The sequence below is a fragment of the Marilutibacter aestuarii genome, assembly GCF_006546775.1.
GTDB lineage: Bacteria > Pseudomonadota > Gammaproteobacteria > Xanthomonadales > Xanthomonadaceae > Marilutibacter > Marilutibacter aestuarii.
In genome coordinates, this window is sequence record NZ_VICE01000009.1 from 1 (window position 1) to 2,295 (window position 2,295).

Annotated in this window: 1 protein-coding gene; it reads left to right on the top strand. The window is 71.2% G+C overall.

Features of this window, described 5'->3' with window-relative positions; translation table 11 throughout:
• Positions 1 to 120: 120 nt before the first annotated feature.
• Positions 121 to 2,295: Tex family protein (locus FKV25_RS01225; RefSeq protein ID WP_141516970.1), on the top strand; the 2,175-nt coding region annotated here is incomplete at its 3' end.

Consider the following 2,295-nt stretch of genomic DNA (forward strand, 5'->3'; position numbering starts at 1 on the left):
CGCGGCCGTCGCCGCGACGGCCGGGGCGGGTACGGGCCGGCTTGTCAACGGGTACCGCTGGCCGCGGCGCATTGCCACAATCGACGCCCCGGACCCCGCGTCCCGCAATGCCAGAAATCGATGTCCGACAGCTCCAAGTCCAGCGCGACCCGCGTCGCCGCCCAGATCGCCGCCCGCATCGCCGACGAGATCGGTGCCCAGCCCGCCCAGGCCATCGCCGCCATCGGCCTGCTCGACGAAGGCGCCACCGTGCCCTTCATCGCCCGCTACCGAAAGGAAGTCACGGGCGGACTGGACGACATCCAGTTGCGCAACCTGGAAACGCGGCTGACCTACCTGCGCGAACTGGAGGACCGGCGCGCCGCGGTGCTGGCGAGCATCGAGGAGCAGGGCAAGCTCGACGACGCGTTGCGCGCCGAGATCGAGTCGGCCGACAGCAAGGCGCGCCTGGAGGACCTGTACCTGCCGTACAAGCCCAAGCGCCGCACCAAGGCCCAGATCGCCCGTGAAGCCGGCCTGGAGCCCCTGGCCGACGGCCTGCTCGACGATCCGACGCAGGTGCCCGAGGAGGCCGCGGCCGCCTACGTGGATGCCGACAAGGGCGTTGCCGATGCCAAGGCCGCACTGGACGGGGCGCGCGCGATCCTGATGGAGCGCTGGGCCGAGGATGCGACCCTGGTCGGCGGCCTGCGCGCCTGGTTGTCCGAGGTCGGCGTGATCCGCGCGCGCGTGGCCGAGGGCAAGGAGGCCGAAGGCGCCAAGTACCGCGACTACTTCGACCACGCCGAGAACCTCGCCGCGATCCCCTCGCACCGCCTGCTGGCGCTGTTCCGCGGGCGGCGCGAGGAATTCCTGTTCCTGGACCTCGACCCGGGCAGCGACGCCGAGGCCGGCCACGCCCAGGCCGAGGGCCGGGTCGCCCTGCACGCCGGCGTCCGCGCCCAGGGCCGGCCCGCCGACAAGTGGCTGCTCGACGGTTGCCGCCTGGCCTGGAAGGCCAAGCTGCACCTGCACCTGATGCTCGACCTGTTCGGCCAGGCCCGCGAGAAGGCCGAGGCCGAGGCCATCGACGTGTTCGGCGACAACCTCAAGGACCTGCTGCTGGCCGCGCCCGCGGGCCCGAAGGCCGTGCTCGGGCTCGACCCGGGCCTGCGCACCGGGGTCAAGGTCGCGGTGGTCGACCGCACCGGCAAGCTGGTCGACACCGCCACCATCTACCCGCACGAACCCCGGCGCCAGTGGGACGCCTCGCTGCACGTACTGCGCGCCCTGTGCGAGAAGCACGGCGTGGAGCTGGTCGCCATCGGCAACGGCACCGCCTCGCGCGAGACCGACAAGCTGGCCGGCGACCTGCTCAAGCTGCTGCCGGCGCAGGCGATGCAGAAGATCGTCGTCAGCGAGGCCGGGGCCTCGGTGTATTCGGCGTCCGAGTTTGCTTCGAAGGAGTTCCCCGACCTCGACGTCTCCCTGCGCGGCGCGGTGTCCATCGCGCGTCGCCTGCAGGACCCGCTCGCCGAACTGGTGAAGATCGAGCCCAAGGCCATCGGTGTCGGCCAGTACCAGCACGACGTCGACCAGTACCGGCTCGCCCGGGCGCTGGACGCGCGCGTGGAGGACTGCGTCAACGCCGTCGGCGTCGACGTCAACACGGCGTCGGCCGCCCTCCTCACCCGTGTGTCCGGGCTGTCGACGACGGTGGCCGAGAACATCGTCGTGTATCGCGACCAGAACGGGCCCTTCGCCAGCCGCAAGGCCCTGCTGAAGGTGCCGCGCCTGGGCGAGAAGACCTTCGAGCAGTGCGCCGGCTTCCTGCGCATCAGCGAGGGCGAGCAGCCGCTGGACGCCTCTTCCGTGCATCCGGAGGCCTACCCGGTGGTCGAGCGCATCCTCGCCCAGTGCGGCCGCGACGTGAAGCAGCTGATCGGCGACAGCGCCCTGCTGCGCGGCCTGAAGCCCGAGCAGTTCACCGACGAGACCTTCGGCGTGCCGACCGTGCGCGACATCCTCAAGGAGCTCGAGAAGCCCGGCCGCGACCCGCGCCCCGAGTTCAAGGCCGCCCGCTTCGCCGATGGCGTGGAGGACATCAAGGACCTGCGCGAAGGCATGGTGCTGGAAGGCGTGGTGAGCAATGTCGCCGCGTTCGGCGCCTTCGTCGACATCGGCGTCCACCAGGATGGGCTGGTGCACATCTCCGAGCTCGCCGACCGCTACGTCAAGGACCCGCGCGAGGTGGTGAAGGCCGGCGACGTGGTGAAGGTACGCGTGCTCGAGGTCGACGTGCCACGCAAGCGCATC